This is a genomic window from Synechococcus sp. GEYO, assembly GCF_900473955.1.
In the GTDB taxonomy this organism is placed as follows: Bacteria; Cyanobacteriota; Cyanobacteriia; order PCC-6307; family Cyanobiaceae; genus Synechococcus_C.
Window position 1 is genome coordinate 104,587 of sequence record NZ_UCNL01000003.1, and the last position, 23,746, is coordinate 128,332.

At 59.3% G+C, this 23,746-nt stretch carries 24 protein-coding genes; 9 read left to right on the forward strand and 15 right to left on the reverse strand.

What is annotated here, in order from left to right; translation table 11 throughout:
• Window position 1 precedes the first annotated feature (1 nt).
• The 3 genes from DXY37_RS01475 to DXY37_RS01485 form a co-directional block, all read right to left on the reverse strand.
• Entirely contained in the window at window positions 2-1,042 is a 1,041-nt protein-coding gene (locus DXY37_RS01475) for a long-chain acyl-[acyl-carrier-protein] reductase (RefSeq protein WP_115125166.1), read from the reverse strand.
• Window positions 1,043-1,206: 164 nt separating this feature from the next.
• Window positions 1,207-1,932 carry an aldehyde oxygenase (deformylating) gene (locus DXY37_RS01480; protein WP_115125032.1) on the reverse strand — a complete coding sequence of 242 codons (726 nt, stop codon included), beginning with the start codon at window positions 1,930-1,932 and terminating at the stop codon, window positions 1,207-1,209.
• A gap of 73 nt (window positions 1,933-2,005) precedes the next feature.
• Window positions 2,006-2,839: a creatininase family protein gene (locus DXY37_RS01485; protein ID WP_115125033.1), complete on the reverse strand. Its 834-nt coding sequence runs from the start codon at window positions 2,837-2,839 to the stop codon at window positions 2,006-2,008.
• Window positions 2,840-2,890: 51 nt separating this feature from the next.
• Between DXY37_RS01485 and DXY37_RS01490 the strand changes: the two genes are divergently transcribed.
• The 3 genes from DXY37_RS01490 to pgeF are packed head-to-tail and all read left to right on the forward strand — an operon-like array spanning window position 2,891 to window position 5,927.
• Window positions 2,891-4,186, forward strand: a complete 1,296-nt coding sequence (locus tag DXY37_RS01490) for a S1 RNA-binding domain-containing protein (protein WP_115125167.1) — start codon at window positions 2,891-2,893, stop codon at window positions 4,184-4,186.
• A gap of 11 nt (window positions 4,187-4,197) precedes the next feature.
• Window positions 4,198-5,097, forward strand: a complete 900-nt coding sequence (locus DXY37_RS01495) for a Tab2/Atab2 family RNA-binding protein (protein WP_244276772.1) — start codon at window positions 4,198-4,200, stop codon at window positions 5,095-5,097.
• Entirely contained in the window at window positions 5,094-5,927 is an 834-nt protein-coding gene (gene pgeF, locus DXY37_RS01500; RefSeq protein ID WP_115125035.1) for a peptidoglycan editing factor PgeF, read from the forward strand. Before DXY37_RS01495 ends, pgeF begins: the two co-directional genes overlap by 4 nt.
• Before the next feature lie 12 nt (window positions 5,928-5,939).
• On the opposite strand, the gene DXY37_RS01505 is transcribed toward pgeF, so the two are convergent.
• The 5 genes from DXY37_RS01505 to hemH form a co-directional block, all read right to left on the reverse strand.
• A complete protein-coding gene (locus tag DXY37_RS01505) occupies window positions 5,940-7,607 on the reverse strand; it encodes an NAD(P)/FAD-dependent oxidoreductase (RefSeq protein ID WP_115125036.1) in 1,668 nt (555 codons plus the stop codon).
• Between the two features lie 68 nt (window positions 7,608-7,675).
• Window positions 7,676-7,900, reverse strand: a complete 225-nt coding sequence (locus DXY37_RS01510) for a GIVxVP protein (protein ID WP_115125037.1) — start codon at window positions 7,898-7,900, stop codon at window positions 7,676-7,678.
• Between the two features lies 1 nt (window position 7,901).
• Window positions 7,902-8,222 carry a nuclease gene (locus tag DXY37_RS01515; RefSeq protein ID WP_115125168.1) on the reverse strand — a complete coding sequence of 107 codons (321 nt, stop codon included), beginning with the start codon at window positions 8,220-8,222 and terminating at the stop codon, window positions 7,902-7,904.
• 35 nt (window positions 8,223-8,257) lie between these two features.
• Window positions 8,258-10,069: a biosynthetic-type acetolactate synthase large subunit gene (gene ilvB, locus DXY37_RS01520; RefSeq protein WP_115125038.1), complete on the reverse strand. Its 1,812-nt coding sequence runs from the start codon at window positions 10,067-10,069 to the stop codon at window positions 8,258-8,260.
• Window positions 10,070-10,129: 60 nt separating this feature from the next.
• Entirely contained in the window at window positions 10,130-11,305 is a 1,176-nt protein-coding gene (hemH, locus tag DXY37_RS01525; RefSeq protein WP_115125039.1) for a ferrochelatase, read from the reverse strand.
• A gap of 71 nt (window positions 11,306-11,376) precedes the next feature.
• On the opposite strand from hemH, the gene DXY37_RS01530 reads away from it, so the two are divergent.
• The 3 genes from DXY37_RS01530 (at window position 11,377) to cobO (ending at window position 14,051) form a co-directional block, all read left to right on the forward strand.
• Window positions 11,377-12,567 (forward strand): site-specific integrase, encoded by a 1,191-nt coding sequence (locus DXY37_RS01530; protein ID WP_115125040.1) that lies wholly within the window; start codon window positions 11,377-11,379, stop codon window positions 12,565-12,567.
• 171 nt (window positions 12,568-12,738) lie between these two features.
• The gene (locus tag DXY37_RS01535) at window positions 12,739-13,389 is read left to right on the forward strand and encodes a class I SAM-dependent methyltransferase (protein WP_115125041.1); all 651 of its coding nucleotides are present in this window, start codon (window positions 12,739-12,741) and stop codon (window positions 13,387-13,389) included.
• Window positions 13,386-14,051 (forward strand): cob(I)yrinic acid a,c-diamide adenosyltransferase, encoded by a 666-nt coding sequence (gene cobO / locus DXY37_RS01540; protein ID WP_115125042.1) that lies wholly within the window; start codon window positions 13,386-13,388, stop codon window positions 14,049-14,051. The genes DXY37_RS01535 and cobO overlap by 4 nt, the downstream gene beginning before the upstream one ends.
• A gap of 3 nt (window positions 14,052-14,054) precedes the next feature.
• On the opposite strand, the gene DXY37_RS01545 is transcribed toward cobO, so the two are convergent.
• The gene (locus tag DXY37_RS01545) at window positions 14,055-14,240 is read right to left on the reverse strand and encodes a hypothetical protein (protein WP_067092902.1); all 186 of its coding nucleotides are present in this window, start codon (window positions 14,238-14,240) and stop codon (window positions 14,055-14,057) included.
• A 102-nt stretch (window positions 14,241-14,342) separates the two neighbouring features.
• On the opposite strand from DXY37_RS01545, the gene pyrH reads away from it, so the two are divergent.
• From pyrH to DXY37_RS01560, 3 genes are read left to right on the forward strand one after another with little or no spacing between them, the layout of a single operon-like run.
• A complete protein-coding gene (gene pyrH / locus DXY37_RS01550; RefSeq protein ID WP_115125043.1) occupies window positions 14,343-15,050 on the forward strand; it encodes a UMP kinase in 708 nt (235 codons plus the stop codon).
• A gap of 8 nt (window positions 15,051-15,058) precedes the next feature.
• Entirely contained in the window at window positions 15,059-15,607 is a 549-nt protein-coding gene (gene frr / locus DXY37_RS01555; protein WP_115125044.1) for a ribosome recycling factor, read from the forward strand.
• Window positions 15,604-16,734, forward strand: a complete 1,131-nt coding sequence (locus DXY37_RS01560; RefSeq protein ID WP_115125045.1) for an NAD(P)/FAD-dependent oxidoreductase — start codon at window positions 15,604-15,606, stop codon at window positions 16,732-16,734. The genes frr and DXY37_RS01560 overlap by 4 nt, the downstream gene beginning before the upstream one ends.
• On the opposite strand, the gene DXY37_RS01565 is transcribed toward DXY37_RS01560, so the two are convergent.
• From DXY37_RS01565 to DXY37_RS01590, 6 genes are all read right to left on the reverse strand, one after another.
• Window positions 16,731-18,197 carry an FAD-binding domain-containing protein gene (locus tag DXY37_RS01565; RefSeq protein ID WP_115125046.1) on the reverse strand — a complete coding sequence of 489 codons (1,467 nt, stop codon included), beginning with the start codon at window positions 18,195-18,197 and terminating at the stop codon, window positions 16,731-16,733. The genes DXY37_RS01560 and DXY37_RS01565 overlap by 4 nt on opposite strands.
• A 50-nt stretch (window positions 18,198-18,247) precedes the next feature.
• Entirely contained in the window at window positions 18,248-18,637 is a 390-nt protein-coding gene (locus DXY37_RS01570) for a Crp/Fnr family transcriptional regulator (RefSeq protein WP_115125047.1), read from the reverse strand.
• Window positions 18,638-18,665: 28 nt separating this feature from the next.
• Window positions 18,666-19,838: a transaldolase gene (locus tag DXY37_RS01575; RefSeq protein WP_115125169.1), complete on the reverse strand. Its 1,173-nt coding sequence runs from the start codon at window positions 19,836-19,838 to the stop codon at window positions 18,666-18,668.
• 90 nt (window positions 19,839-19,928) lie between these two features.
• Entirely contained in the window at window positions 19,929-21,734 is a 1,806-nt protein-coding gene (locus DXY37_RS01580; RefSeq protein ID WP_115125048.1) for a penicillin-binding protein 2, read from the reverse strand.
• A gap of 3 nt (window positions 21,735-21,737) precedes the next feature.
• Window positions 21,738-22,208, reverse strand: coding sequence for a hypothetical protein (locus DXY37_RS01585; protein WP_115125170.1), 471 nt, complete (start codon window positions 22,206-22,208; stop codon window positions 21,738-21,740).
• Between the two features lie 83 nt (window positions 22,209-22,291).
• On the reverse strand, window positions 22,292-23,668 hold the full coding sequence (locus DXY37_RS01590) for a CPBP family intramembrane glutamic endopeptidase (RefSeq protein ID WP_244276773.1): 1,377 nt from the start codon (window positions 23,666-23,668) through the stop codon (window positions 22,292-22,294).
• Between the last annotated feature and the right edge of the window lie 78 nt (window positions 23,669-23,746).

The window sequence follows — 23,746 nt, forward strand, 5'->3', positions numbered from 1 at the left end:
TTCAGACAACAACAGCCTGAGGCTGTCCTTGGAGATTGAGGGTGGAGAAACCGTGACGGACCGATGCAGCGCCGATGAAATCCATCTTCTCCAGAGTGATGTTGTTACGCCCCCAGCTGAAATTGGTGTGACACTCCTCGAATTCAAGCAGCATCGCCTCCGCGAAGCAGGCGAACATCTGGCGCTGAGGTTTATCCATCTCAGCGATTTCCATCATGGTCCAGCCGATGTCGCTGCCGAATTCAACAATGCCTCCCTTCAGCACATGAACGCCTTCACAGGCGACCTTGGCATCGAGATTCTTGGGGTAACCCCCATCGATCATCAGACAGGGTTTCCGCAGCGAGGCTGAATCAATTTCAAGCGTTCGCGGCATACTCGCGACCCAGACCACGACATCAGCCTCAGGGAGTGCCTCTTCAAGGCTGAGGATCCTTCCGCCACCCAGTTCCGACTGGAGATCCTTGAGGGGCTGCTGCTGACGGGCAACCAGCAGCAGCTCAGCAACACCCGTGCGATTGGAGAGCCAACGGCAGACAGCACTACCGATATCTCCAGTGGCACCGACCACGGCAACCTTGGCTTTCGAGAGATCGATGCCCAGAAGAGGAGCATTGTTCTCAACCTGACGACTGATCACCCAGGCCGTATGGGTGTTGCCCGTGGTGAACCTCTCCCACTCCAAGGTTGTGCTGCGCACATGCTGATGCTGGAGAAGGTTGAAATTTTCAAAAATGATCGACGTGAAGCCGCCAAGAGCCGTGATGTTGATGCCCTTTTTCTGAGCAAGCTCCATGGCGTTCAGCACTTTGCGCCTAGCCGTCTTGAAGCGGCTCAGCATCTCAGGCACAAAGCAGGAATCGATGTAGGCACCAGAGATGGTCTTGCCTGTAGCACTCGTGACCTCAACGTTCTCCACCAGCTGGGGAGGCGCACTGCACCAGACATCTAGATCGCCTCCGGCGATGTGATCGAACCCGAGATCTGAAGCCTTGCGCCTCGCCGCCTCAAAGCTGGTGGAGTGCCCGATCAGACCAAACATGTACTGCCGACGGTCGTACGTGTACGCATTGAATTCAATCTCACCCTGATAACGGGCTGATAACTCATGTTCCCATGAAGGCACGTTCGATGGAAAACGTGCCTGTGCTTGAACCGGACCTGAACCTTCCAAATGGGACTTAGTAGGCTCGTTTCAGCCGAGGTTCAGAGAGCTGCTGCTGCCATTCGAGCAATCTCACGCATGTTGAAGCCGATCTCGCTGAGAGCTTCTTGATAGGCAATCAAGAAATCCTCAATCAGATCTTCTTTATCCATCTGAAGAACAGCAGCATCACCAGCAACCTGATCGAGCATCGAACGAATCAGAGGAAGATTGGCCTTGTTGGCAGCAAAAAGCTCTTCCTTGCTGGCTTCAAAATTGGCCTTAAGCCACTCCTGGCCATAGTTGAGATGGGTGTACTCATCCTTCACGACACCTTCGGTGATCCTGCGGGCAAACGGATCTGCCACAGGGATGTAGATGTGATAAGCGGAGATAGCAAAGGCTTCGATCAGCAATGCCTGAATCAAAAGGCAGGTCACGACCTTGCCTTCCTTGAAGGCGGTCTGGAAATTGCCGTGTAGGGGACCGAAGAATTCCTTGGCGAAAGGCAGGTCTGCTTCAACTCCAAGATTGCGGCCGCAAGACGTGAAGCCCTTCATGTGCTTCATTTCCATCTTGGCTAGCCGAGCCAGTTCATCAGCATGCTCGGGGATCATGGTGCCCAACGACATGTAGTTGTCGTAGGCCTCCTGCTCACCTTCAATCACGATCGCATTGATGCGGCTGTAGGCGTCCTTGTAAGCCTCAGTGGTGAAGTCAGGCAGCTGCTGTGCCGATGCATCCCGCTCGTCAAGGACGGCGACCTCGGGGCTGACGGGGGTCGGCATGGATCTTTCCGTAACGGTCAACGTCGGTGACTGTAACCAGTGCCACCGATATTGGATGTTCGATTGATGGTGTTCAGATACGTCGCGGGTCTGCTTGAGGTGGCCAGCTGGATCTCATCAGGCTGCTGAACAGTCGACGCCAATGGGCCACAAGCGCAGTCTCCAACTGACTTCCGAGCATCACATCAGCACCGCGACTGTCCCCGACAACACCGGAATGGCTGAGGTCTGCGGCAAACCAGGCGAGAGGGGCGGAACCTTCAAGACTCCAGCCTTCAGGAGGAGTGGCTGCCGCCGTCTCGCTGAAGTGGTCACCATCGAGCGGCCTCTGTTCACCAACCAGAGAGGGCTCAAGCGCCAGCATCAGGCTGGTCTCAGCGAGCCCAGCATGCAACCCATTCGCCAGCTCATCAGCAGGCACGAGGGACTTGAGTTCCGAAACTCCACTCCAGAGAAAACAGGGAAGGACGGCCATCGCAGGGGTCTCGACCGCCAGTTCACGGGCAGCTGTTTGCAACAGACCGATCTGACCGCCATGGGCGTTGAACAACACCAATCGCTGCACACCCTGGGCCGCGAGCTGTTGACCAACTTCCTTAACAAGCCGAATCAGCAGTTCGGCACTGAGGCTGAGTGTTCCTGGAAAGCCGCGATGTTCAGGTGAAAGACCGATCGCCTGAGTCGGCAAAGCCCAAATCGGCATCTCTTCGGGAAGCCCTTCCAGCACGCGATCGAGAATGCGTTGCGCGAAAAGCGCATCCGTGAGGAGAGGGAGCTGCGGACCATGCTGCTCAAAAGCGCCGAATGGCCAGACAAGGGTTGAGCCGCTCCGCTCCAATGCCAGAGAGGCCTCCGGCCAGGTCTTGCAGCCCAGCCGCCTGGAGTTTTGTCCACCATCGACGCTCATCCTGAATCAACCTCCTGCTGTCAGACTGTCCTGCCAAGGACAATGGGTTCCATGGCCGGAACAGAACGTCAGAATCCCCGACTTGATGGTGGCAAAGCTGCTGCAGCTTCGGCACAGCCGCCACGAAAACCGCTTCAGGTGATGCATATCAGCAAGCGGGAAGAGCAGGATCGTTTGCGCAAAGAAGCGGACGAGGCCCGTGCCGCAGCAGATGCGGCGGCGAAGCGTGCCGCACAGCTTGAGCAAGCCGCACTTGCAGCAGAAGGAAGCCAGTCGATTGCTCCCAGCCCCCCTGCGCCTCCCAGAGGGCCACAAGCGTCTGCCGCTCCGTCACGCGATGCCGACGATGAAGATCTAGCGGGGATGACCATGGCCGACCTACTCGGCCCTGCTGATTCAAGCCGCAAGCTGAGTAATGCACCCGCTGAATCATCCACTGCAGCAAGCCGCAGCGTTGACGATTTTGATTTCGATGAAGATGCCTTCCTCGCAGCGCTCGATGCCAATGAGCCAGTAGGCACAACAGGTGAGGTAGTGACTGGCACCGTGATTGCAATGGAAAGCGATGGTGTCTATGTCGATATAGGCGGCAAGGCTCCCGGCTTCATGCCCAAAAGCGAATGTGGTCTTGGGGTCATCACCAATCTGAAGGAACGCTTTCCCAAGGGGCTCGAGATTGAGGTGCTGGTCACCCGTGAACAGAACGCCGATGGCATGGTCACCATCAGCTGCCGTGCCTTAGCTCTGCGCAAAAGCTGGGACAAGGTCAAGCAGCTCGCCAAGGACGGCAAGGTGGCTCAGGTCAAAATCACCGGTTTCAATCGAGGGGGTGTTACTTGCGACCTCGAAGGATTAAGGGGCTTCATTCCCAGATCACAGCTTCAGGAGGGTGAAAACCACGAAGCACTGGTTGGGAAGATACTTGGCGTCGCCTTCCTTGAGGTCAACTCCGAGACCCGCAAACTGGTCCTGTCCGAGAAGCGCGCTGCAACGGCCGCCCGTTTTTCAGAGCTTGAGGTGGGGCAGTTGGTGGAAGGTCAGGTGGCCTCGATCAAGCCCTATGGACTGTTCATCGATCTGGGAGGCGTCAGTGGACTGCTGCATCAGTCCGTGATCACCGGAGGGAGTCTGCGCACACTGCGCGAAGTCTTCGGACAGGGCGACACCGTGAAGGCTCTGATCACCGAGCTTGATCCCGGTCGAGGCCGGATCGCACTCAACACTGCCCTACTGGAAGGCCAACCAGGGGAACTTCTCGTCGATAAGGACACCGTCATGGCCGAGGCTGCCGATCGAGCCAACAGAGCCCGTAATGCCCTCAGGCAGCAGGAACAGTCAGCTGGATGATCACAGCTTCCATGTCTGCCGGTGACGCCGGCCCCCAGTCCCGGAGCGATCGTCAGGCCGACTGGGAGCTGGACTTCTATTCAAGGCCCATCCTCGAAAAGGATGGGAAGAAGCGCTGGGAGCTGCTGATCATCAGCACCCCGGAGATCAACAGCAACGAATGCTTCCGCTTCGAGAAGCTCTGTCCGGCAAGCGAGGTGAATTCCACCTGGTTGGCCGCTGCCCTGCGCGAAGCCTTGGCCGAGGCTGAAGAGCAGGGTTGGAAGCCACCGCAGAGACTGCGCGCCTGGCGCAGTGCCATGAGAACGATGGTGCAGCGTGCGGCGGCTGAACTGCTGCTGGAAGTGGTATCGAGCAGGCGCACCTATGCCCTGCTCGACTGGCTGGATGAACGAGAGCGGACGCTATACCCACAGGAAGAGGGCTTCATGGCAGGCCCCCTTGCCCTGCCGCCGTCCCCTGTTGAAACCCCACCTTTGCCCTTGCCCGAAGCCGTCCGGGGCGACGCCTGGACCTGGGCTGGGCTGCCCGTCGGCAGCTTGAAGGATGCAAATGATTGGCCCCTTGGCTTTAACGGTCTGCTGCCTGTCCCCCCCTCTCTCAAGGCAAATCTTGAAGTTCCCGGGCTGCGTCTGTTCAGTCGCACCAGAGCCCTTGCCCTCGCAGGTTGGCTCGGAGGGCTGGAACCCGTGCGGTTGCGTGTGAGCTCCCGCCAGCTGATCCTTGACGCTGGTCAGGACGACTCCTGGCTGGTCAGTGATCTGAGCCAACAGGAAGCCGAGCAGATCGCCGCCGCGCTCGAAGCGTCGTGCCTCAACCTGCATGGCCTTCAATTCATTGCTGTGCAGAGTGCTCCTGAGAGTGAACGGTTCGAAGGCTTCTGGATGCTGAGGGATCAGCCGCAACCATGAGCTCCGCTCAGGGAGCAAATCCTGGCGCTGAGACAGAGGATCCTCTCGCTCTGCCCGACAGCCGTTTCAACACCCTGCCGGGCTGGACATGGGTGGGCTGTTATGGCGGTTATTACCTCACAGCAGATCAACTGGATGACGCTGGCTTTGAGCATGGGTTCTTCACCCGCCGCTGGCAGGGTCGTGGTCCCGACGAGCTAGCGACATACCTGTCCTGCGGTGTCTCCGTTCATCGCCCCCAGCAAGTCCATGGGAACGTCGTGCTTGAGGCCTCCGCTGCGGCAGCAGCACCATGGCCTGATGCCGACGGCCTGGTGAGCGATCGCGGAGGGCAGAGCCTCTGGGTCTGTGGAGCCGACTGCACTCCGGTTCTGCTCGCTGATCCCAAAAGCGGGCACGTTGCCGCATGCCATGCCGGCTGGCGAGGCGTGGCCAGCCGTATCCTTCCCGAGGCCATCGCCAGACTTGAGCAACGAGGCGCCTGCAGAGAAAAGCTGATCGTCGCCCTCGGACCAGCGGTCAGTGGTGAGCGCTACCAAGTGGAGCAGTCAGTGGCCCTTCAGGTGGGTGAGGGGTTGGCAGCCGAACCCAGATCACTGGAGGAGCTGCAGAGGCAAGCCGTGATTGATCCCGATCCCGAGCAAGGTCACTGCCGATTGGACATCCGACAAGCGGCCCTGCAGCAACTGAAAGCCGAAGGGATTAATCACACCAGGATCAGCACATGTCCGCTCTGCACAGTCGCTGAGCCCAGCCTGTTTCACTCCTGGCGGCGTGATCAGGTGAAGGCGGTTCAGTGGAGTGGAATCGTTGGACAAGCTGCGATCTGAATTCCGCCGGCATCAGTTCGATATCGGCGCCAGCAGACGCAATGCAACCGCTTCAGCAGCACGGATGCCATCGATCGATGCTGAAAGGATCCCGCCCGCGTAACCGGCACCCTCACCGGCAGGCGTGAGACCGAGCACATTGAGCGACTCCAGCCGATCATCCCGAGGGATGCGCAACGGCGAAGAGGTACGGGTCTCGACCCCCGTCAGAACGGCATCGGGATGGTCGTAACCGGAGATTTTCTGACTGAAGGCCGGCAGAGCTTCCCTCAGGGCCACCACCATCGGTTGCGGCAGAAGCTCGGCAAGGTCTGAGGGTTGGACCCCAGGTTGATAAGAGGGGCGAACCGATCCGAGAGACGTGGATGGCCTTCCGGCCACAAAGTCCTCCTGTCGCTGCACCGGGGCGCTGTAGTCCTCACCGCCGAGCTGGAAAGCGAGGGATTCAAGTTCACGCTGGAACACCAGGCCCGCGAGTGGATCCCCTGGCCAGCGCTCATGGGCCTCCAGGTCTGCATCCGACACAGGGATCACTAGCCCGCTGTTGGCATTGCGTTCGTTGCGGGAATGCTGGCTCATGCCATTAGTCACAACACGACCTGGTTCGGAGGTCGCACCCACCACAAACCCACCGGGGCACATACAGAAGCTGTAGACGCAGCGGCCATTGGCTGCGTGATGCACCAGCTTGTATTCAGCGGCGCCAAGCATTGGATGGCCAGCGGCATCTCCCCAGCGGGCGTTGTCGATCAGCGACTGCGGATGCTCGATCCGAAGACCAATCGCGAAGGGCTTCCGCTCCATGGCAACACCGATCCGATCCAACATCGCGAAGGTGTCCCTCGCCGAATGTCCAGGAGCTAGAACCACCTGAGTGCAGTCAAGACAGCTGCCATCGGCGAGTTGCAGACCAGTGATCCGCATCGACTTGCCGTCGCTGGCGTGGGTCGGTTCCAGCAAAAGTTGTTCCACGCGGGAACCGAAGCGGACCTCACCGCCCAGAGCCTCAATCTGAGCGCGCAACCCCCTCACCACTGTCGCCAGCTTGAAGGTGCCGATATGGGGTCGGTGACGGGTAAGGATGTCGCGATTGGCGCCACAGTTCACCAATTCCTCCAGCACTTTGCGGCCGTAATGAACGGGATCGCTCACCTGGCTGTAAAGCTTGCCATCGGAAAAGGTTCCAGCCCCCCCTTCGCCGAACTGCACATTGGATTCGGGCTTGAACGTCGATTGACGACGCCAGAATCCGAACGTGTCTCGGCTTCTCTGCTTCACTGCCTGTCCGCGCTCCAGCAACAGTGGGCAAAATCCCATCTGCGCGAGCAGCAGTGCTGCGAAATAACCACAGGGTCCTGCCCCAATCACAACAGGCCGCGCCCATGACGCATCACCCGAACTGGAAGGAGCGCGGGCAACAAATCGGTAGGACTCATCAGGACTGCGACGAATGCGCCGGTCAGCCGAACGACGACGTAGCAATGCTTTCTCGCCCCGTACCTGAACATCCACGCTGTAGATGATCCGGATTCGATCCCGACGACGGGCATCAATGCTCTGCTTCACCAACTGATGGGAGATCAGTTGCTCGCGAGGCACTCGCAGGCAACGCAGAACAGCCTGCTCAAGATCATCCTCCGTATGGTCCAGCTCCAGCCGAAGCTCGCTCAGGCGCAGCACGAGCTCTCTCCTTTCCCGACCCCTGGTACAAACACTACCGAGCGGAGATCAGAACGATTGTTCGCCCCCTAAGGGGACTGCTCTGTTGGGTCGTCGTTGGTCTCAGCTTCGGGGCTGCCACCCTGAATCGCCAGCGAAAGCAGCCCGGCAAACAGCAGCAGACTGCCGATGCCGATCGCGAGAGAACGGTTGCCAGACGCCGCGTCACCCCAAATGGCCGTGCTCAAAAAAGCTGCGCCCAGAAGCACACAGGGCACCATGACAATTCCTGAGGCAATGCGGTTGCGTGCCATCTCAGGCTCCGGGACAAGTGACCTGGGCCAGACCTTCACTCACCAGCGCAGATCCCAGATCAAGGTCATCTCCGATCGGAGTGACCCTGGCCAGCAGGACACCATCTGCACTGCCCTCCGGCCGCAGATTCACCCGTCGGCGACGGGGAAGCGCACGACGCATCCAATCCTGCGCTTGCGGCTCATCCTCGGGATCCACCTGAACACAAGCCAGTTGCACGCTGTAATTACGATTGCGGTCACCAATCTGAAGCAGCGTTGCTGAGCGCACCTGCAGAACCTCGGCGGCAAAAGCCTGGGGAGGCACCACGAGCAACAGCATCAGGCTGAAGACAGCTGCAATGAGAATGCCGACTCTCACTGGCCTCCTGGATTAGAGGCAGAACGACCTGAGTCCGGGAACGCCAACTCAGGATGGGCCGGCAGACCCACCATCTGGGCATTGCTGCAACCGGGTGGAACCATCGGGTAGCAATTCTCACCCCGACGAACATGCACATCCACCAGGGTTGGATGCGGTGAGGCGAACGCTTCCGCGAGTCGGGTGTGGAGATCATTGCGCTCAACGATCTTCATCCCCTCCACGCCAAATGCCTTAGCCAGAGCTTCGAAGTCGGGCATGCCACCCAGCATGTCCGAGGCGGAGTAACGCTCTTCGTAGAAACTCTCCTGCCACTGACGAACCATCCCCTGCCAGTGATTGTTCACAATCACCACCTTCACCGGAAGCCTGTATTGAGCGAGAGTGCCCAGCTCCTGGATGTTCATCAGCACACTGGCATCTCCAGCTATGCACACCACCTGTCGATCAGGACAAGCGACCTGGGCACCAAGAGCTGCAGGCATCCCGTACCCCATCGTCCCCAGTCCGGCGCTGCTGATCCAGCCACGTGGACCATTGCGCAGGTACTGAGCAGCCCACATCTGATGCTGTCCCACATCCGTCGTGACGATGGCGCCGGGGGCCAGATCACGGACAGCCATCAGCACTTCCTGGGGGTAGATGGGCCCTTCCTGAGGAGGAATCGAGAGGGGGTAACGCTGTTTCCACTCGCGGATCCTCTCCAACCAGATGCTGGTCTGAGGTTCGGAGGAACGGCGCAGACTCAGATCCACCAGCGCGGCAAGGCTGGTGCCGACATCACCGAGAACTGCGACATCAGGGCGCCTGTTCTTGCCGATCTCAGCCGGATCGATCTCGAAATGAATCACCCGGGCATGCGGGGCGAAGGTATCGAGCTTGCCGGTCACCCGGTCATCAAAGCGAGCACCGACAGCAATCAGCAAATCGCAATCGGTTACAGCAAAATTGGCGTAGGCCGTGCCGTGCATGCCCAGCATGCCCAGCGCCAGCGAGTGGTTCTCGTCAAAGGCGCCCTTACCCATCAACGTCGTGGTGACAGGAATCTGGTAGCGCTCTGCGAGTACGGCGATGCTGTCGTGAGCGGAGGAGGCAATTGCACCGCCCCCCACGTAGAGGAGAGGGCGCTGGGCTTCGGCGATCAGGTCAAGTGCTGCCTCTAGCGACTGGAAATCAGGTGCTGGAGTGGAGCCGAACCCAGCAGGAACGACGGATCCTGGCTGAACCGGGATGTAATCAAACTCCTCCTGGCCAACATCTTTAGGGATATCAATCAGAACGGGACCAGGTCGACCCGAGGCTGCAATGTGAAAGGCCTGGGCAACCACCGAACCGAGATCTGCGGGGTTTCGCACAACCCATGAATGTTTCACGATCGGCAAGGTGATGCCGAAGATGTCGGTTTCCTGGAAGGCATCGGTTCCAATCGCCGTCCTCGGAACCTGACCGGTGATCACCACCATCGGCACAGAATCCATCTGAGCGGTGGCAATGCCCGTGACCAGGTTGGTCGCCCCAGGACCGGACGTTCCGAAGCACACACCGACTCTGCCGGTCGCACGCGCATAGGCATCCGCCGCATGGGTTCCGCCTTGTTCATGACGCACGAGGAAGTGACGCAACCAACCCTCGCTCTCTGCCACATGCAGGGCGTCGTAGATCGGAAGAATGGCGCCACCTGGATAACCGAAAATCGTATCCACACCGTGCAGCCGCAGAGCATCCATCAAGGCCTGGGCTCCGCTCATCCGGCGACTTCCATCACTGTTGGACGCTGTGTCGGCCGTGGGAGCGGAGATCAGCGTCACTGTGTCGTCACGGGGAATTGACCCTCAAGATTAAGGGCCGGCCTCTCGGTTTGCCGGAGTTCAGAGCAGTCCGAGTGCATGCAGAGGACCCTGGCCACTGATGATCTCCAGCAGAAACGCGGAGAAGCCCAGCATGGCCAGTCGCCCGTTCCAGACTTCGGAACTGTTGTTCCAGCCCCACTCCCATTTCTCCTGGGGATAGAGCTTCACCTTGGTTGGCAGTTCAGCTGCCGCATCAAGGCTGACTTCAGGGCCTTCAAGGCTGGTGACCACAAGATCAGCCAATCCCTCAATGAAGCGGGGATAGGTGTCGAGAGCACGGACGCGACGGAAATTCACCACACCGGACTCGGTGGCGAGTTCGCGGTACTCGATGTCAATTTCCTCCAGCGTTTCGATGTGCTCGCTGACAAAGCTGATCGGAACCACGACAAGGTCGTTGATTTTGGCTTTGCCGAGCTCTTCGAGGGCTTCTTCGGTGTAAGGCTTCAGCCACTCGACCGGACCCACACGGCTTTGATAAGCGAGGGTGTGAGGGTTGTCGTGGCCCAGAAGCTCCTCAAGCCTCTTCATGATCAGAGCCGTGCAAGCCTCGATTTCCTGTTGATAAGGATCACCGGCTTCTTCGACATAACTCTTCGGTACGCCATGGGCACTGAAGAAGACATGAGCCTTGAGGGGGTCATCGCTATTGCGGACTTCCTCAGCGATCAGCTCAGCCATCGCGGTGACGTAGCCAGGGTGGTCAAACCAGCTGCGGATGCAGCGGATTGGCAGCTTCTCGAAGACACCATCCCCCTGACGCAGGCGCTGGAGCTCCCTGAAACTTGAACCACTGGTGCTGATGGAGAAGTGTGGGTAAAGCGGCAGCACAACCACCTGATCCATTCCGTCGGCCTTGATATCCGCAACGGCAGACTCTGTGAAGGGATGCCAGTAGCGCATGGCCACGTAGCTGGTGGCCTCAATACCCCGTTGCCGCAGCAGGCTCTGCAGCTCTCGAGCCTGCTGCTCGGTGATCCGACGCAGTGGAGAACCGCCACCGATGGAGCGGTAGGCGCTCTGTGACTTGCCGCTGCGAAGGGTGCTGATCAACCAAGCCAGAGGCTTCTGCAGAGCTGGAATTGGCAGCCGGATGATCTCCGGATCCGCGAAGAGATTGAAAAGAAAGGGACCTACGTCCTGAATCCGCTCAGGGCCACCCAGATTGAGCAGTACGACACCGACCCGAGCCATGTCTGGAAACGATTGCAGGGGTTGAGAGTAACCCGCGTTAACGGCATCTTGACGATGTCCTGAAGGAAAGGATGACTCCCAGCGAGCCTCTTGAAGAGATCAGGCGAAATTCGAATGCAGCGCTGGCCTCGATCGGCATCGGCTTACGTATCGAATGTCGCGGTCGCCGGTTAAACCTGCGTGGCTTGTTACCTGGGCGTGAAAAACCCGGCCAGCGATCGGTGCAACGCCTCAGCCTCGGCCTTGAGAACGACAGGGATGGATTGCGCGAAGCCGAGCAGATCGCTCGGGTGATCGATGCCCAGCTCAAGCGCGACCAGTTTCGATGGGAGCAGTGGATCAAGACGCCTGCGCAAACGGCGAACACATCCGGCGCTGCAGCTAGAACTCGCCATCTGCTGGATAAGCAACTCCAGACCTTTGAGCAAGCCTTTTTTGCTGATCCACGACGGCGACGCTCACCTGCTGGCAGTCGAACCACATGGACAGGTGCCTACAACCCCTATCTGCGACGACTGCGCACAATGGCCGGCAAGGACACGGGGCGAATCGGCGCCAAGCTGCTGCTTCAGACCCTGCACAGCTACCCCGACGGAAGCCGCAGTCGCCAGCAATGCAGCACAGCCCTGGGCAGCCTGGCCAGGCACCTGGAACTGGAACTGCCCGAGAACTGGCGAGCAGAGGCGGCCGGCTATGGCCTGCATCGAGCCCGCTTCCGCCAGCTGCCCAGCGACCAGCAAATTCTCGAGAGCATCCTGCGGATTCCCAATCCACGCTGGCGACTGGCCTATGGCCTGATGGCCACCTATGGCCTTCGCAACCATGAAGTGTTCTTCAGCGACCTCTCCGCACTGAGCGACGCGGGAGATCGCGTGATCCGGGTCTTGCCTACCACCAAAACGGGTGAGCATCAGGTTTGGCCTTTCAACCCGGACTGGGTCGAGCGGTTTGACCTTCTGAAACTTGGACGAGAGCCGCAGGCGCTACCGGTGATCAGCACTGATCTGAGGACAACGACCCTGCAGCAGGTGGGACGCCGGGTCACCGAGCAATTTCGGCGCTACGACCTTCCCCTCACCCCTTATGACCTGCGCCATGCCTGGGCAGTGAGAACCATCCACATCGGTCTGCCTGACACGGTTTCTGCGAGAATGATGGGCCACTCCGTGGCCATTCACACCCGCACCTATCACCACTGGATCACCCGGCGCGATCAGCAACAGGCTGTGGACGCGGCCCTGGCACGACAACAGGCGTCATGAGGGATCATTAACCCAGGGTGGCCATCCAGTTGCAGACAACAGCTGCGGTTTGGATTGCTAGAACGCATCGAAATCTCAACGGATTATCGGCTTTTGGTGCCGCAGAACGCGTCACTCCAACGTCAGGATGAACGCTCTGGATGATGCCCCTCTCATCCATTCCTGACCCTGATGACCTCGTTTCTGCGGCCCCTGGCCTATCGCTACCGCTGGATCTACGACACGGTCACGGCGATCTCATCACTGAGTGTGGGTGGTGTCGAGCAACTCCGCAGCCTGGGGCTGGAGGCCCTGCAGTCCAGGCTTGAGAGCGGTGCACCTGTGCTGGATCTCTGCTGCGGCAGCGGTGAGGCCGCAGCGCCCTGGTTGGCGGCCGGCTTCAGTGTCACAGGCCTTGATCTCTCTCCTCTCGCACTGACTCTGGCCGCCCGACGCCACCCAGGCCTGAAGCGAGTGGAGGGATTGGCCGAGGAACCACCGTTCCAAGATGAAAGCTTTCATGCCATTCAGCTGAGCGTTGCGCTGCATGAATTTCCGCGCCGCGAACGCGAGCTGGTGCTGCGCCAGAGCTTGCGCCTGTTGAAACCAGGTGGCTGGCTGGTGATTGTGGATCTGCACCCCGCAGGACCATGGCTGCGACTCCCGCAACAACTGTTCTGCGCCTTGTTTGAAACCGATACGGCCACGTCCATGCTGGAGGATGACCTGCCGTCTCAGCTGCAGAAGCTCGGTTTCACTGCGGTGAAGCAGGAGTTACTGGCAGGGCAGGCCCTGCAGCGGCTCACCGCGGCACGCCCAAGCATCGACACACCTTCTCCATGAGCAACAGCAATCTCGACCAGACGGCAGCGGAACTGGGCATGGGAGGAAAGCTTGCACCAGAGCAGGACGATGCCGGCTACCGAAAGCGCATGGAACGACGCCAAGAAGTGCAACGCCAGCGCGTCGAGAAGCGCAACAAGGAGAAGGGACTGATCCTGGTGTTCACCGGCCAAGGCAAGGGCAAAACAACGGCAGGCCTCGGGCTTGTGCTTCGCACCCTCGGCCACGGCGAACGAGTGGCGGTTGTGCAATTCATCAAGGGTGGTTGGGAGCCAGGGGAAGCCCGGGCGCTACAAGCGTTCGGCGACCAGATCAGCTGGCATGCACTGGGGGAGGGATTCACCTGGGAGACCCAAGACCGCCAGCGTGATCAGCAACTGGTCACAGAGGCCTGGCAAACCGCCCTGGACCATCTGCGTGACGGGCGCATCAAGCTGGTTCTGCTGGATGAACTCAATGTGGCCATCAAGCTGGGCTACATCGAGCCAGACACCGTGATCGCTGGCCTGAGGGAGCGACCTGAGCTGTGCCATGTGGCTGTCACGGGACGCGGAGCACCAGCATCACTGATCGATGCAGCCGACCTCGTGACAGAAATGACCTTGAGCAAACACCCATTCAGAGAGCAGGGTGTGAAAGCTCAGGCTGGCATCGAGTACTGAGTCTCAGCCCTGATCCAGATCGCGTCTGATCAAACCCGACGCAGCAGTCAGCACGGACAGACCACTCACCAGAAGAGCACGATGAACAATGGGATCACGCCAGCAGGACGGATCCTGACTAGCGCGATCCAGAGCGGAGAGGGTGAGGCGTGCCATCACCGAACTGCGTCCACCGTTCTCGTCAGACATAGGGGCTTTGACGTTTCCCTATCCAAGCGGCTCCGCTGCGTACGCGCCAGTGGCGGGACCGTCCGATCCTGGTTGCTACTGTCAGCTGGATCAGGTGGATGAATGGCCTACGCGCGTGCACTCCTGAAACTCAGCGGAGAGGCGCTGATGGGAGACCAGGGCTACGGAATCGATCCCGCCATCGTGCAGTCCATCGCTGAAGACGTTGCCAAGGTGATCGCTGGCGGCACCCAGCTGGCGATTGTGGTGGGCGGAGGAAACATCTTCCGAGGTCTGAAAGGGTCGGCCGCCGGAATGGATCGAGCCACAGCGGATTACGTGGGCATGCTGGCCACCGTGATGAATGCGATCACGCTCCAGGACGGACTGGAGCGCGCAGGTGTACCAACCCGGGTGCAGACCGCCATCGGCATGCAGGAAGTCGCCGAGCCTTACATCCGCCGTAAAGCCATCCGCCATCTCGAGAAAGGACGTGTGGTGGTCTTCGGCGCTGGTTGCGGCAATCCCTTCTTCACCACCGACACCACGGCAGCTCTGCGGGCAGCCGAGATCAATGCGGATGTGGTGTTCAAGGCCACCAAGGTGGATGGTGTCTATGACAAGGATCCCGCCATCCATGCCGATGCCGTGAAACAGGAGTACCTCACCTACCAGCAGGTTCTGAGCGGTGAACTCGCCGTGATGGACAGCACGGCCATCGCTCTTTGCAAAGACAACAACATCCCGATTGTTGTTTTCAATCTGTTTGAACCTGGCAACATCGGCAAAGCCGTGGCTGGAGAGCCGATCGGTTCCCGGATCAACAACTGACAAGCGTTATGTCGAAGCAAGACCTCGAAGCGAGCATGCAGAAGTCGGTGGAATCCACCCAACGCATGTTCAACACCATCCGAACAGGACGGGCCAACTCGTCTCTGCTCGATCGCATCTCGGTGGAGTACTACGGCGCCGACACGCCACTGAAATCGTTGGCCACGCTGACCACACCTGACTCACAGACCATCCAGATCCAGCCCTTCGACATCAGCTCGCTGGCGGGCATTGAGAAGGCGATCGCCATGAGCGAACTGGGCTTCACCCCCAACAACGACGGCAAAATCATCCGCATTAACGTGCCACCTCTCACCGAGGAGCGGCGCAAGGAGTTCTGCAAGCTCGCCTCCAAATATGCCGAGGAAGGAAAGGTTGCCCTGCGCAACATCCGCCGCGACGCCATCGACAAAATCAAGAAGCAGGAAAAAGAGGGTGAGTTTTCCGAGGATCAAAGCCGTGACGAGCAGGAGACCATCCAGAAAACTCTCGAGAAGTTCATCGCACTGCTGGAGAAGCACTTGGCCGATAAGGAGGCCGACATCCTCAAGGTGTGATTACAACTGACGTTGCCGTGATCGGTGCCGGAGCTGCCGGCACTTCAGCTGCTTTTCACCTTGCTCACGCAGGGCATTCCGTCACCATTCTCGAAGCGGAGACCTTGGCCCAGATCAAGCCCTGCGGTGGAGGTATGGCCTCCTCTGTGCAGAACTGGTTCCCTTTCGACCTCAGCCCTGCGGTTGATGATGTCATCCATCAGGTCGACTTCAGCTGGTGTCTGGAGGATCCCGTTGTCGCCGAACTTCCCGGTGAGGCACCGTTCTGGATTGTGAGGCGTGAGCATCTGGATTCCTTGTTGCTTGAGCATGCCAAGAGCGCTGGTGCCACCGTTCAGCGACCATGTCGTGTGACGGCGCTCGATCGCACCGGCGAGTGCTGGAAGCTCACAGCGGAACAGGGGACAACTGTGAAGGCCCGAGCCGTGGTGATCGCTGATGGCTCAGGGTCTCCCTGGCCGCAACAAGTCGGCGTCGGCCCGAGCTCGCTGCACATGGCAAGCACACTCTCGGTTCGTCTGGAAGGGCTTGGAACGCTCGCTCCTGGAACGGCACGTTTCGAATTCGGGCTTGTGCACCACGGGTTTGCCTGGGCTTTTCCGCTGGCAGATGGGATCAATGTGGGAGTGGGCACCTTCATCGGTCGTGATGTCACCGATTCGGAGACGATCCTGAATGCACTGCTCCCTGACCTTGGCTTTGCAGCCGACGCAGGTCTTCGGCAGCAGGCCAATCTGAGGGTCTGGAACGGTCACAGCCCGCTCCATGCCGACGGGGTGGTAGCGGTTGGCGATGCCGCATCTCTCTGCGACCCCTTCCTTGCAGAGGGGTTACGACCAGCTCTAATGAGCGGCTGCGAAGCCGCAAAGCACCTGGACCACTGGCTGAAGGGCGACGAACAATCGTTAAAGGGCTACTCCAAGGCGATGCGACAGCGCTGGGGCGACTCCATGGCATGGGGTCGTCGGATTGCCCAGGTGTTTTACCGCTTCCCCGGTGTGGGCTATCAGCTAGGGGTCAAACGGCCGACGGCTCCCAGACGGATCGCCCAAATCCTCTCCGGAGAGATGGGCTATGGCGATATCGCTCAGAGGGTCATTCGCCGGCTGCTGCTGCAGCGCAGCTAGAGATCGAAGGCCAGCTGCTGCACCGATGGATCACTGAGGCGGCGACGTGATCGTCGTCGGGATGGTGCCGGCAAACCAGCCCGCCTGGAGCCATGCCGCCGCTGAATCGCATCGGCATGACGGTCAAAGCCAGCTGAATGCCTGATCGCGAAGATCCGCTCCTTGGCCTGTCTTGCTGAATCGGCACAATCCACAATCGGCATAACGCCGTTGAGTGCCCAGGGTTCATGAAGATGCACCGTGGGAATGTCCGCCAGTTCAGGGCACCAGCGGCGGATGAACACGCCGTCCTGATCGTGATCACGACCCTGCTTGATCGGGTTGTAGATCCGGATCGTGTTGATGGAGGTGCTGCCCGACTGCATCTGGCATTGACTCCAGTGAATCCCCGGTTCGTAATCCACAAACTGACGGGCGAGGTGCAGGCCGCTGTCCCTCCAGGGCAACCAGAGGTTGTAGCTCGCAAACGACATCAACATTGCCCGCATCCGGAAGTTGATCCACCCATTGGCTCTCAAAGCCCGCATGCAGGCATCCACAAAAGGCACTCCGGTTCGGCCTTCCGCCCAGGCCGATAGACGCTCGGCATCAGGATCTCGGAGATCACGCATGAAAGGATGAAAGTCCTGCCACTCGATTGAGGGTTGATCCTCAAGCTTCTGGATGAAATGACAGTGCCAGTGAAGCCTCGACCCAAAACTGCGCGCCCCGCGTCCCCGGCTCGCACGACTGCGCTGAAGAACCTCACGCATGGACAGGCAACCCCAGGTGAGATAAGTGGAGAGCCTGGAACATCCTGTGAAGGCCCTGTTCGGACTGGAGATGGATTGGCAGTACTGCCCCACCCGTTGGTCCAGGAAATGCTCGAGTTCGTTCAGACCGGCATGACGGCCACCATGCTGGCGATGAGGGCATGGATCAGGCTCGAGTCCCAGGTCAGCAGCCGAAGGCACTTCACCGGTTGAGACCCCCTGCAGTGGCTCGAGACGGGTGGGGGCAGGCGTGATCGGTTCCGCCATGCGCTCTTCCCAGCGCCGGGCCCATCCACCACGTGTCGGCAACGGGCGGATCACACCGAACTGCGGAATCTCTCGCCAGGGAATGCTGCGCTCCCTGGCCCACGCCGCGACCCGCCTGTCTCTGGCGTAGGTCCAGTCATTACCAGTCTCTTCATGACTCCAGAGGCCCGACACTCCGAGCTGACGCCTGGCACGCTCAAGCACTGTCACTGCATCCCCGCAGCGAATGACCAGCGGCTGGCCAAGAGCAGCCATGGCCTGCTGAAGGTCGAGTAGAGCTTCCCTGCAGAACTCCCACTGACGACCTGAGACATCCTGCTGGCGCCAAAGAGCAGGCTCAACGATGTAAAGAGGCAGCACGTCTCCAAGAGCCAGTGCCTGGATCAGTGGCCTGTGATCCTCGAGCCGCAAGTCACGCTTGAACCAGACCAGCTGCAACGCCATCGATTGCGGAACAGCTCCAAAACACTCTCAAGAAACTAGTCAGATTGAGATCAGGCTTGGGGTGCAATCTTCAGATCACGCAGACGGGCGTCGACTGAGGCCAGAAGCTCGACGGCAAACATGGGCGACTCCTGAACGGCAAAAAGAAATTTCTCGCGGTTCATCTCGATCAGGCGGCAATCGGTTTCAGCCTTTGCCGTGCCCAGTCGACGATGGCCTTCCATCACCAACGCACCAGCACCAAACACATTGCCAGCTTCGATCAGTTCATATCCCTGCTGGCCGTTTTCATTGGTCCAGCTCAGTCGAACTCTGCCCTCAAGTACACCAAACATCGACGCACCAGGGTTGTCAGCCTTGAAGATCACGTCGCCGGTATGAGCGCCATGCACCTCACTCTTCTGAGCAAGGGCACGCATGGTGTCGAGGAGGGCATTCACGGAGAAACAGTCAAAGACGACAGGACGATCAGGCTCTGGTCAGTGACAGGGCAGATCCGAAGCCGCATCGCACCTCTTCCTGAGTAAGTCGGCCGTCATGATCTGCATCCAGAGCATCAAACACAGCATCACTGCCCAGCCATTCATCACGCGTGATGCAGCCGTCACCGTTCATGTCATTCAGCATGAAAATCTCCTGCACGGCATGACCGAAAGCCTGACCACCCTCAAGTTCCGCGAGTCGATGGGCCAGCATGCTTTCAAGCGTTTCAATCGCTTTGCTGAAGCCCTTGATGCCTTCGCCAAGTTTGTCTGTGGCCATCCGATCAGAGGCCATCAGGCTGTCGAACTGCTCCTTGTCGACGTGGATCTGAGGTTCACTGTTTGAGGGGTTTGTCGCATCGAGTTTGCGATTGAGAATGGCCTCACTGGAACGCAGCTGATCCAGCAACTTGGGTGAAATAGTGAGCAGATCGCAACCGGCAAGCTGGGTGATTTCGTCGAGGTTGCGGAAACTGGCCCCCATCACCTCAGTCTTGTAGCCGTAGGCCTTGAAGTAGTTGAAGATTCTGGTGACAGACAAGACACCGGGGTCCTCCGGACCGGGATAAGAATCCCTTCCTGTCTCGGCTTTGTACCAGTCGAGGATGCGGCCAACGAACGGCGAAACGAGAGTCACGCCTGCTTCAGCGCAGGCCACCGCCTGAGCAAAGCCAAACAGGAGCGTGAGATTGCAGTGAATGCCTTCCCTCTCAAGCACTTCAGCAGCTTTGATGCCCTCCCAGGTGGAGGCGATCTTGATCAATACGCGATCATTACTGATGCCGGCGTCGTTGTAGAGGCGAACCAGCTTGCGACCCTTTTCAATCGTGGCGGCAGTGTCGTAACTGAGCCGAGCATCAACCTCGGTGGACACACGGCGGGGCACGATCTTGAGGATTTCCTTGCCGAAAATCACGCTGATCTCATCGAGCGCCTCGCGCACCACCGTCTCAACGGGTGCACTATCGCCGATCAGATGACGGGAGGATCGCAGGGCCTCATCGATCAGACTTTGATAAGCAGGGATCTGAGCAGCAGCGAGAATCAGGGATGGATTCGTGGTGGCATCCCGTGGTGTGAATTTGCGAATAGCTTCAAGATCACCCGTATCCGCCACCACAACGGTCATCGCAGAGAGCTGCTCAAGAAGAGTTGCCATGTCTCTAAAGGCTTGTTGCTTGTAACGTAGCGGCGTTTTCAGAGCTGGCATCCCACCGAAAGCTCAACGGGACGAGGCACTTCCACCACTTCAACCTGGTTGCGCCGAAGCTGGAGTACGCGCCGTGCTGGGCGGAATCTTTTCAATCACCAACAGACCATCAATGATTGATTTCGCAACCGGAAGAGCCACCGTGGATCCATAGGCGTTGTCTCCCTGGGGCTCATCCACGACCACCAACACGACGTAGCGCGGATCGTCAACGGGGAGAGTCGCCACAAAACTGCAGATCAGAGCGCCGGGAACATAAACGCCGTTCAGAGCCTTCTGAGCGGTGCCCGTCTTGCCACCGATGCGGTATCCCGGTGTTCTGACGCCCTTGCCGCTTCCTTTCTCCACCACTGATTCCATCCAAGCCATCACAGTTCGCGTGACCTCAGGTTTCAGCAGTGGCTTGCCTTGACGTGATCCAGGTGGAGCCAACGCATCGCCGGCTCTCAGCCCTCTGGTGATATGGGGGCTCACCAGACGGCCGCCGTTGGCGAGCAAGGCATGCAGCTGAACCAACTTCAACGGTGTCAGTGAGAATCCCTGCCCAAACGACGCCGTTGCCGGCTCGATCGGCTGGGTGGTGAACTGCTCCTTGGTCTTGAGCTGACCGGCAACGGCACCGGGGAGGTCGGTGTCGGGCCGTGCATCCAGGCCAAGTCGACTCAACCAGTCCCAGTACGTCGAGGAGGGCAGCTTGCGCATGGCCTGGACCATGCCGACGTTGCTCGACACTTGCAGCACCGTGGCAAAGTCGATCAAACCGTTGGCTCGACGGTCGTGATTGTTAATCGGCCACCCGCCGATCGTGACAGAACCGCTGTCCTGAACACGTCCTGTGGTCTGAATCGCATTTTCCTGAAGAGCCAGCGCCAGGTTGATGGGCTTGAAGGTGGATCCGGGTTCATAGAGATCCTGTACGGACCATTCCCGGAAACGACCTGCCGGAAAACTCCAGTAGCTGTTCGGGTCGTAAGTGGGCACCGATGCCAACGCCAGCAACTCACCGTTGGTGACGTCCATGACAATGGCTACTCCTTTCTGGGCTTTCCAGGTTTTGATCTGAGCAGCCAGGGCCTTCGCAGCAACGGCCTGAAGACGCGCATCGAGCGTGAGCTGCAGTCGCAGATCATCCCCAAAGAACACTCCGGCGTCCAGATTGTCGGGCAACGGAGTGCCATCGGCTCCTCGACGAAGACTTCGGGCCTGTTCATGGCGCTGAAGTTCGTCATGTCGGCTTTGTTCAAGCCCTGCCTGAGGCTCACGATCCTGATTGAGAAAGCCGACCACATTGGCGAACAAATCGCCCTGGGGATACACGCGGTAGGGATAGGACTCAAGGTCAACGCCGGAGATGCCAGCGGAGCGGATTGTTGATGCAGTTTCTGGATCAAGCCCCTCGATCAACTTGATCCCGGAAGGACGGTCTCCGATTCGCTGAAGGATCTCCGCCTCGGTGAGTGTCAGTAACGGAGCTAAACGTGCCGCAACATCGGCAGGGGGGCGAATGAGAGTCGGGGCATCGCCAGGAAGATTGAAGTAACGCGGATGCAGCCAGAGTCGGTAGCGCTCTTCATCAAGAGCAACAAGACGCCCGGTGCGATCAACAATGGGGCGACGGGTCCCCAGCGGCTGCGTGCGCTGGGTCTGCACTGAACGCGCACGAGCCTCGAGCTCGCTGGCCTGAAACACCTGCAGCCAGGCCATTCGTCCCATCAAGCCGACAAGGCCTAGACACAGCAGCGCGAAGACAGATCGCATGCGTCCCGCCGGGACTGGCTCCAAAGGCACAACTCTCCTGCGCTGACGGCCGGCTCCTGGCCGTGAAGACTTGGCGGAACGGCCCATGAATCAGTAGCCGTGATGAATGGTGCGCTCCATGAGCGAACCGAGCATGGCCAGGTGGTCGATCCCTGGCTTGGTGGAAGCCGATGAGGGACGGTCGAGATACACCAGATTGGCCACCGTTGTGGGCACCATCTGCTTGGGGGTCTGAGAGCGCTCCAACAAATGACGTTCGAGCATGGCCGTGGATTCGGTCAGCCGATGGGCCTGCTCCCTGGTCATCTCAAGCTGACGGAAGGCGAGGGTCCACCGATGCTGCCAATGCAGCGTGAGCCCACTGAGGACAAGAACTGCCGCGAAGACTCCAATCAGGCTGCCGTCTGCCGTGCGGTGTAAACCGGCCAGTAGAGGGGACTTGCGTGCAACACGACGTGCGGAGAGCGATCCCTGAATGACCTCGAACGGACGTCTTGAGGCCGGACGTCTTGGGGCAGGACGTCGCGCGGAAGACGGTTGTGACTGCGGAACCGCGACCACGGACAAGGATGATCAATGCGCCAGTGAACCACCTGAGAGAGGACACCGCAAGCCTGAAACCTTGACCAGGACTGAAGATTGGCTCAGCTCCCCAACAACACAAGATTCAGGAAGGTCACGCCGTTCCAGAGTGCGTGCATCACCACGCAGGGAAGCAGCCGGCCGGTGCTGAGACGGAGCAGGCCAAGGCCGAGTCCGAGCACCAAAAGCGGAGCCAGTTCACCGATGCTGAGATGAGCGACTGCAAAGACCAGAGCACTCACCAGCACGCCTCCTAATCGACCGAGAGACTGGCCAAGCACAGGCAACAACACACCGCGGAAGATGGTTTCTTCAAACAGCGGCGCCAGAACCACAGCCGTGAGAGACAGCAACAACAAGGCGAGGGGGTCCTGACTGTTGAGGACGATCTCAAGCAATGGGTTGCTGCCTCCCTGATCCCCGATCACACGAGTGATCAACCAACCGGTCAGAACAACGGGAGGCAAAACCATCAGCCAGCCTCGCCCCCCCTGAAGCAGGGCCCTAGCAAGAGGCTGAATCCGCCACTGCAGCCATCCTTGCGGAGGCCTCTGTGCACGGTCCAGCTGCCCCAGCTGCTGACGCAAGATCAGCAGGGGAGGTGCCGCCAGGGCGACATAACCCAGAAAAACATTGATGCCCTGCGTCAGAGGTGCAGAAAGACCGCGCGTGAAGGCCGAGGAGATCGGAATGACCAACAGAGGAATCAACACCTCACCAAGCACAACGAAACCGCCCGCCACCAGCAGCACCATGTCCAGAACACCGAGAGGAGGGGCAAGCAGAGCTGGCCAGGAGGGCAGTCGGCGTCGCAGCAATTGCCATAGATGGCGCAACAGCAAAAGTCCACCGAGCAGCAGGGCCAGCAGGGGAAACAGCTCACTGATCACCAACCGGCGGGCAGCCCTTATCGCCAAGGCCTGATCGAGACAGCTCTCCTCGTCACCACCCAGTGCTTCACAGGCGAGTCGACGGGTTAGCGGGTCGGCAGTCAGGAGCAGCAGCCTGGAACGCTCATCCGCTGAGACATTGCGCTTATCGCCTTCCGCGAGCGCTCTCTGAAGCTGCCGCAGATCACTGGATTCGAGATCCAATTGCTGGAGACTGCGCCGATGCTCGGGATCCGTCTCCAGGGCAGTGAACAAAATTTTCTGGCGGTCATCCAACCGCTCCAGCGGAATTTGCCGCAGGCTGTTGAGCAGGGAATCGGAGGCATCTATTCCAAGCAGAAGGGGTCGCAGAGGCGGGGGAATCTGCGGTTCTGCCAGCAACGTCAGTTCCTGTTGCTCCAGCGACAATGCAGGCGCAACAGAGGGTTTAGCGAAACTGTCCACCAGCCCTAGGGCCCAGATCGTGGTAGCCAGTACCAGCGACAAAATGGCAAGCAGCACCTTCCAAGACGAGGCCGCCGTTGATCGTCCGGAAGGTGGGCTGGTCACACAGAGCGGGCAATTGCCTTGAATTCTCGTCGGTAGGGCTGCCACAGCCGATGAAGAGTTCACCCTGGGCACGCTCAT